Source organism: Actinocrinis sp., assembly GCF_035605935.1.
Lineage (GTDB): Bacteria > Actinomycetota > Actinomycetes > Streptomycetales > Catenulisporaceae > Actinocrinis.
In genome coordinates this window covers 1-7,192 of record NZ_DATNGK010000281.1, presented here as the reverse complement: position 1 = coordinate 7,192, position 7,192 = coordinate 1, and the positions used below count along the sequence as shown (strand labels likewise).

Annotated in this window: 4 protein-coding genes and 3 pseudogenes; 6 read left to right on the top strand and 1 reads right to left on the bottom strand. The window is 67.8% G+C overall.

Annotated elements, in window-relative coordinates:
• Both VN779_RS22875 and VN779_RS22870 read left to right on the top strand, forming a co-directional pair.
• Positions 1-949, top strand: a pseudogene (locus VN779_RS22875) (ammonium transporter); the annotation flags it as partial.
• A 90-nt stretch (positions 950-1,039) separates the two neighbouring features.
• Positions 1,040-1,729: pseudogene (locus VN779_RS22870) on the top strand (CBM35 domain-containing protein); the annotation flags it as partial.
• A gap of 148 nt (positions 1,730-1,877) precedes the next feature.
• Here the strand turns inward: VN779_RS22870 and VN779_RS22865 are convergent.
• Positions 1,878-2,162, bottom strand: coding sequence for an ASCH domain-containing protein (locus VN779_RS22865; protein WP_325726728.1), 285 nt, complete (start codon positions 2,160-2,162; stop codon positions 1,878-1,880).
• Between the two features lie 222 nt (positions 2,163-2,384).
• Here VN779_RS22865 and VN779_RS22860 point away from each other — a divergent pair, with 222 nt between their 5' ends.
• From VN779_RS22860 to VN779_RS22845, 4 genes and pseudogenes are all read left to right on the top strand, one after another.
• Positions 2,385-3,758 (top strand): condensation domain-containing protein, encoded by a 1,374-nt coding sequence (locus tag VN779_RS22860; RefSeq protein ID WP_325726727.1) that lies wholly within the window; start codon positions 2,385-2,387, stop codon positions 3,756-3,758.
• A 131-nt stretch (positions 3,759-3,889) separates the two neighbouring features.
• Positions 3,890-4,321, top strand: a complete 432-nt coding sequence (locus VN779_RS22855; protein WP_325726726.1) for an SRPBCC family protein — start codon at positions 3,890-3,892, stop codon at positions 4,319-4,321.
• A gap of 29 nt (positions 4,322-4,350) precedes the next feature.
• Positions 4,351-5,328 carry an SDR family NAD(P)-dependent oxidoreductase gene (locus VN779_RS22850; protein WP_325726725.1) on the top strand — a complete coding sequence of 326 codons (978 nt, stop codon included), beginning with the start codon at positions 4,351-4,353 and terminating at the stop codon, positions 5,326-5,328.
• A gap of 745 nt (positions 5,329-6,073) precedes the next feature.
• Positions 6,074-7,192: pseudogene (locus tag VN779_RS22845) on the top strand (hypothetical protein); the annotation flags it as partial.

Sequence of the window (7,192 nt, the reverse complement as noted above, 5' to 3'; positions counted from 1 at the left end):
GATCGCCGACCGCACCAAGTTCGTCGGCTGGTGCGTCTACGTGCTCGGCTGGGTGACCCTCATCTACTTCCCGGTCGCGCACTGGGTCTTCTCACCCAACGGCTTCATCAACGCCAAGCTGCACGTGATGGACTTCGCCGGAGGCACGGCAGTGGAGATCAACTCTGGCGCGGGAGCGCTTGCCTGCGCGTTGGTCGTGGGCAAGCGGATCGGTTTCAAGAAGGACCCGATGCGGCCGCACAACGTGCCGTTCGTGATGCTCGGCGCCGCGCTGCTGTGGTTCGGCTGGTTCGGCTTCAACGCCGCGTCCACGCTTACCGCGAGTGGTCAAGGTTCGGTGGTCTTCATGAACACGCAGATCGCTGGCTGTACCGCGGTGATCGGCTGGCTGGCCGCGGAGAAGATCCAGCACGGCACCTACACCACCGTCGGCGCCGCCTCCGGCGCGGTGGCCGGCCTGGTCGCGATCACCCCGTCCTGCGCCTCGGTCTCCCCGATCGGCGCGATCTTCGTCGGCCTCATCGCCGGATCAGTGTGCTGTTATGCAGTGAACCTGAAGAACCGCTTCGACTACGACGACTCGCTCGACGTCGTGGGCGTTCACCTGGTCGGCGGCCTCGTCGGCACGTTGCTCATCGGACTTTTCGCCGCGCCCGACGAAGTCTCCGGGTTCACCAACGGCGCGCGGGCCGGACTGTTCTACGGCGGCGGGTTTCACCAGTTGCTAGACCAGGCGGCCGGAGCCGGCATCGTGCTCGCGTACTCCTTCACGGTTTCCCTTCTGCTGGCCAAGGTGGTGCACGCGACGATCGGCCTGCGGGTGAGCGCCGAGGCCGAGATCATCGGTGTGGACCAGACCGAGCACGCCGAGACCGCGTACGACGGGGGCGCCCTATCCGGTACTCCTTACCGCATCGCCACCGCGCCGCCGCCTTATATCCGAAGGTAGATTCGGCCATGAGCCTTCTAAATGCAGGCAACACTGCGCAAGGGTCATGGCGAATCCGGCCGGCGAACTTCTTTCATTGGCAACAGAAACGAGGTCATCGCCGTCGACCAGAACAGCTCGCCGGTCGCCCGGCCGGTCAGCACGATGGGCGACCAGCAGGTGTGGGCGACTAAGAACCCTGACGGCAGCTTTACGGTCGCGCTGTTCAACCTGGCCGCCGCGCCCGAACCCGTCACCGCGCACTGGGCCGCGCTCGGATTCCGGGGCGACGCCGCCGTGCGCGACCTGTGGAACCACCAGAACCTCGGCGGCCACGAGGACCAGATCACCGAGGCGCTCCCCGCGCACGGCTCGCGGCTGTTCAGCGTCCGGCCCGGCGGCGGCAAGCTGACCACCACGAGCTACGAGGCCGAGGCCACCGGCAACACCTTGATCGCGAACGCCGCGATCGCCTCCTGCCCGGTCTGCTCCGGCGGCAAGAAGGTCGGCAACCTCTACCTCGGCGGCAAGCTCCAATTCAACGGCGTCACGGTCAAGAAGGACGGGCTCTACACGATCACCGTCGCCTACATCAGCGGCGACTCGGACCGGACCGCGACCGTCTACGCCAACTCCGGCAGCGGCACCGACATCCGCTTCCCCAACACCGGTGACTGGAACACGGTGCACACCATCAGCTTCCAGCTGGGGCTGAAGGCGGGTTCGAACTCGATCACCTTCGACAGCGGCAACTGGTACTCGCCGGACATCGACAAGATCGACGTCCCGACCTCCTCCTAACCGCAGCGCGGGCCCGGTGATCCGGTCCGGGCCCGCGTGCCGCCATCCCACAAGCGGAGTGCTGCCCAGGCCGCGAAGAACCAGCTGTGGTGGGCGGCTCCCGCCGCACCGTCCTCGAGCAGGGCCCGCCCGCGGCCCGCGGACCAGCTCACTCCACGTGGAACTCGACTCGGTACAACAGGGTGTCGTCGTGGACGGCTCCGGCGTGCGCGGCGCGCTGACGAAGCGACTCGAGATCGGGCTCGCCGCAGCGCCGCAGGTCGGCCTCATCGATGGCCGAGAAGGGAATCAGTTCGACCGAGTCGACCACGATCTGGCCGGTGCCGACGCGGTAGCGGCCACCCGGCTTTACTTTGGGCCGCCGCCAGAGCCTGAACGAGACGGTGATCTCGCCAGAAAGCACGTCCTCGCGCAGCTCCCGGCTGAACTCCATGGGATCACGCTATGGCAGCTTGCGCCGAGCGGCTAACTCTGCACGATGAGCAGCGCTTCCGCGCCTTGTGCGTAGTAGTTTTCAGTCACGGTGCTGGTTATATTCGTGCCCATCGACCACAGGCGATTGCGATGATGCCCAGCATGCCGCGCTGCCCGTGACCGCGTTCTGGAGGCGCCACCGATGAACCCCGGCGATACGGGTCACGGATATCCGATCCTGATGCCCGGTGAAGGCGAAGGCCTCCCGGTGCCCGGGCCGCCCGAGCGCGAGACCGTCGCCTTCGAGGCCGACGACTCGGGAGTCGAGGAGCTTACCTGGGGACAGTGGTCGATCTGGGAGGCCATGGCCCGTCACGGTTCCTGGCTGCCGCTGGGTGGCTCGAAGCGGTTGCCGGCCGGCGTATCCGTCGAGGACATCGCGGACGAACTGCGGTATCTGATGACCCGCTACCCGTCGATGCGCACTCGGCTGCGATTCGACGCGGCCGGCCACCCGACGCAGGAGCTCTTCGGCTCCGGCAAGATCGACCTCGAGATCTACGACGTGAACGGCGACGGCACCGAGCCGGAGCAGCTGGCCGACTGCGTTGAAGCGCACTATCGGCACGCCGCCTTCGATTTCGCGGACGACTGGCCGGTCCGCATGGCCGTGATTCGACGGCATGGCGAGCTGACGCACATGGTGGTCATCATGTGCCATCTCGTGACGGATGGCGCCGGCGCGCGCGTGATGCTTAGCGAGGTCGAATCCAGGACAAGCGCGCCGCCGACCGGAATGCAGCAGTTGGAGCAGGCCCGCTGGCAGCAATCCGCGGCCGGCCGGCGGCAGAACGACATGGCGCTGCGGTACTTCGAGCGGGTTCTGCGAACGATCACGCCGCGCCGGCTGCCCGGCCCACCCGATCCACGCAGCCCGCGGCACTGGATCGGAGAGTTTCGTTCGCATGCGCTGCGCTCCGCGGCGCACGCCATCGCGCAACGTACCGGCGCCGCGTCGTCTCCCGTGCTGCTGGCCCTGTTCGCGATCGCCTTGGCGCGCATTACCGAAATCAACCCGGTGGTGGCCCGGCCGTTGGTCGGCAATCGCTTCCGCCCTGATCTGGCGGACGTGGTGTGCATGCTCGCGCTGCCTGGTATCTGCGTGCTCGACGTTGCGGATGTCACCGTCGACGAGGCGGTGGCTCGCGCGCAACGCGCCACGATGAGCGCCTACAAGTACGGGTACTACGATCCGCGGCTGCTGGCGGAGCTGATCGGACGGATCTCGCGGGAACGAGGCCCTGACTTCGACATCTCCTGCCTGTTCAACGACCGTCGCGACGAGCGCGGCGCTCTGTCGCCGACTGCACCGATCTCGGCAGCGGAACTGCACGACGCGCGCGGCGAGAGCACGTTCCGATGGGTGGCCAAGACGGACCGGCCGTCTGAGCGCTTGTTCCTGAACATCGAGGACGAGCCGGACGGTCTCCTGCTCGTCGTCTCCGCGGACACGCACTACTTTCCTCCGGCGCACTTCGAGGCGCTGGCGCGGGGTATCGAGGAAGTCGCGATCGAGGCTGCTCTCGATCCGGCCGCACCAACCAAGGTCAGCTAAGCCTGCGAGGAGGACGCGCTGCAACGCTGCCGTGCCGCGGTCGGCTCTCGTGAACTGCTGTCGGCTGCTAGCCGTTCTGCCGTCACCCGCCCTGTGCCGTCAACAACCTCCGTGAAAGGCCGCACTCCATCATGGCCAAGATCCGGCGCAGTTTCACCGTGGACAAGCCGCTACCGCAGGTCGTCGACTATCTGAAGGACTTCTCCCACGCAGCGCACTGGGATCCGGGAACCCTCGCGTGCACCCCGCTCGACCCTGGTCCGGCGCACGAGGGCTCGCGCTGGCACAACGTCTCGCACTTCCTCGGGCGACGCTCCGAGCTGATCTACCGGCTCGAGCGGGCGTTGCCCGACCGGCTCACGTTCGTCGGAGAGAACGACGCGGCGAGATCGGTGGACGATCTCACGTTCGAAGCGGCGGGCGCGGGTACACGCGTCACGTACCAAGCAGACATCCGGCTGCGTGGGACGGCCCGGCTCGCGGACCCGCTCGTGCGCGTGGCGCTGGGCCGCATGGCTGGAGGTGTCGTCGCGCAGATGCGCGAGGTCATCGACGCCCTGTAAGCACCCCGTGGAGGGGAGATGAGTAAGCGATGACGCGTGCGATGGCGGCAACTCGGCTCGCCGACACGGTGCTGGACCGCACTCTGATCGGGTACGGCAACGTCGGCTACCTGCTGCGCCGCCACTGGTGGTCGCCCGATCCCACGCCCGGCGCCCTAGCGGGCAAGACGGCTCTGGTGACCGGTGCCAAGCGGGGAATCGGCCTGGCGACCGCGATCGGCCTTGCCCAGCTCGGGGCGCATGTGCGCCTGGTGATCCGCGGGCGCGACGGCGGCGAAGCGGCCGCGGCCGAGATAGATCGCGCGGCGCCCGGCGCGAAGCTGAGCGTGGACGAGTGCGATGTGAGCGTGTTGGCGGATGTGCGGCGGTACGCCGCGGCGGTGAGCGGACCGATCCACGTGCTCGTGCACAACGCTGGCGTCATGCCGCAGCAGCGCGGCGAGACCGCGGAAGGCAACGAGCTGATGTTCGCGACGCACGTGCTTGGGCCGCACCTGCTCACGACGCTGTTGCTGCCCGCGCTCACCGAGGGCGCTGCCTCCGCTGTGATCTGGGTCAGCTCAGGTGGCCAGTACGGGCAGAAACTGGTGCTTGACGACGTGCAGTACCGGCACGGCACCTATCGCCCTGCGGTCGGCTACGCGCGCACCAAACACATGCAGGTCGCCCTGGCCAGGCAGTGGGCCGAGCGGCTGCGCACGCGCGGGGTCGCCGTGCACGCAGTACACCCCGGGTGGGTCGACACGCCGGGCGTCGTCACATGGCTGCCGCGGTTCCGGGCCCTGACCAGGCCGCTGCTGCGCACGCCAGCGCAGGGCGCTGACACATCCGTGTGGCTGGCCGCCGCGCAGCACGCGCAAGCCGAAACCGGGAAGTTCTGGCACGACCGCATCCCACGCCCCTACTCCTACCTGCGCAGCGTCAGCGACACCGCCGCCGAACGCGACGAACTGTGGCAGATCTGCCAGCGGCTCACCGGTCAGGACCAGGGCCAGGATCAGGACTAGCAGGGGGACCCGGCTCGTCGGCGGCTGAGTGTCAGTTCCCTGTTCTCACGGTGGCGGGCCGAGCGTCAGCGCGCCTGATGCCGGGCGCCGGGTCTCGGCAGTTGTGCGATCCCCAAGGCTAGGGACGGTAGTGCCGCCAGGATATGAACCGGGTTCGCGTCGAGACCCTCAAGCCCGTGCGGGCGCCACTCGAAGGTTGACAAGGATTCAAGCGTAGTATCAACGGCTTGTCCACGGCTCTCGTCGATACTATGACGGCAGACCGAGCCGCAGCGTGTGCCAACCGTTGTGTGTTGGCCGGTTTTGGTCGGCTCTGTAAAACCTGTGTAATCTCCAGGGAACTGCGCAGGTGGGGCAGTGGGTCGCGAACATCTGTAATGTCAGCCACTATTGACCGCCACCGCGCGGCAGCGCTAGGTTCCCCCTCAGTGTTCGCAGACTGCGACGAGATCGTCGCGGCTTTTCCCACCTACGAGTACTGATAAACCCACGACCGCCCCGCAGGGAACCTTTCCCAAACGGGGCGGCGGCGCGCATGCCAAGCGGTCGGATCGGGCCCGGCTGCACCGCTCGCTCTCGCATCCCCTCCCCGAAACGCTGCACCGACGTTGGCACGCGCCGAACACACCGGGCTGTCTCCCGGGGCCAAGCGGTGATCCCGCCGTCCCAAGAACACGGCCCGAACTCCCGTGCGGCCAGGCGCACCCACATGCGCCCCCGCCACCCGAGATAAGGGGATACACAGGTGACCCACTCACCAAAGGCCGCGGCACGCCGCCGCAGCCTGAAAGTCCCGCTGGCAGCTGCCGCCGGCCTCGCTCTCGCCACCGGGATGACGCTGACCGCGCTCGCCCCGGCCGACGCCGCCACCCCGGCGTCCTCGGCCAATCCGTACTCCCCCGCCTATCAGCACCCCTACCGCCACGGCGTGATCCCGACGATCGCGCAGCAGGCGAAGATGAACTCGTACAGCGCCACCCACCGCAACGCCGCCACGGCGGCGACCGGCCCGGAGACGCTGTCCTATGGCGGCGGCATCGACGGCATCGGTGTGCAGAGCGGCCACTCCAAGGTGTACATCGTCTTCTACGGCACCCAGTGGGGCACCTCCAGCACCGACGGCAACGGCAACCTGAAGTTCAGCGGCGACTCCTCCGGTGTCGCTTCCGTCGCCCAGCAGATGTTCAAGGGCATCGGCACCAACAACGAACTGTGGTCCGCTGACCTGACCCAGTGGTGTGACGGACCGAACGTCTCGGCCGGCGCCACCAGCTGCCCGAGCAACGCGAACTTCATCCCCTACCAGAGCGGCGGCGTGCTGGCCGGCGTCTGGTACGACAACTCCGCGGCCTCACCGAGCACTGCGTCCGGGCACCAGCTGGGCCAGGAAGCAGTCAACGCCGCCGCGCACTTCGGCAACACCACCGCGGCGGCCAACCGCGACTCCTACTACATCATCGCCTCTCCGCACGGCACCAACCCGGACAGCTACCAGGGCCAGTACTGCGCGTGGCACGACTACAACGGTGACAGCACCCTGACGGGTGGCGCGGTCTCCTCACCGTACGGCGACGTCGCGTTCAGCAACCAGCCGTACAACATCGACTCCGGCGCCGGCTGCGGCGTGGGCTTCGTCAACTCCCCCGGGACCACCGACGGATACACCATCACCCTCGGCCACGAGTGGCACGAGATGATGTCCGACCAGAACCCGGCGGGCGGCTGGACCAACCACCAGTCCGGCAGCTCGTACAACGGCCAGGAGAACTCGGACGAGTGCGCCTGGCTCAGCCCCGGCACCTCCGGCGGCGCGGCGAACATCAGCTTCGGCTCCTTCGGCACCTACGCCGAGCAGGCCAGCTGG

Coding starts and splice junctions, on each gene's coding strand:
- VN779_RS22865 (WP_325726728.1), bottom strand. CDS start 2,162: ATGGAGTTCAGCCGGGAGCTGCGCGAGGACGTGCTTTCTGGCGAGATC.
- VN779_RS22860 (WP_325726727.1), top strand. CDS start 2,385: ATGCCCGGTGAAGGCGAAGGCCTCCCGGTGCCCGGGCCGCCCGAGCGC.
- VN779_RS22855 (WP_325726726.1), top strand. CDS start 3,890: ATGGCCAAGATCCGGCGCAGTTTCACCGTGGACAAGCCGCTACCGCAG.
- VN779_RS22850 (WP_325726725.1), top strand. CDS start 4,351: ATGACGCGTGCGATGGCGGCAACTCGGCTCGCCGACACGGTGCTGGAC.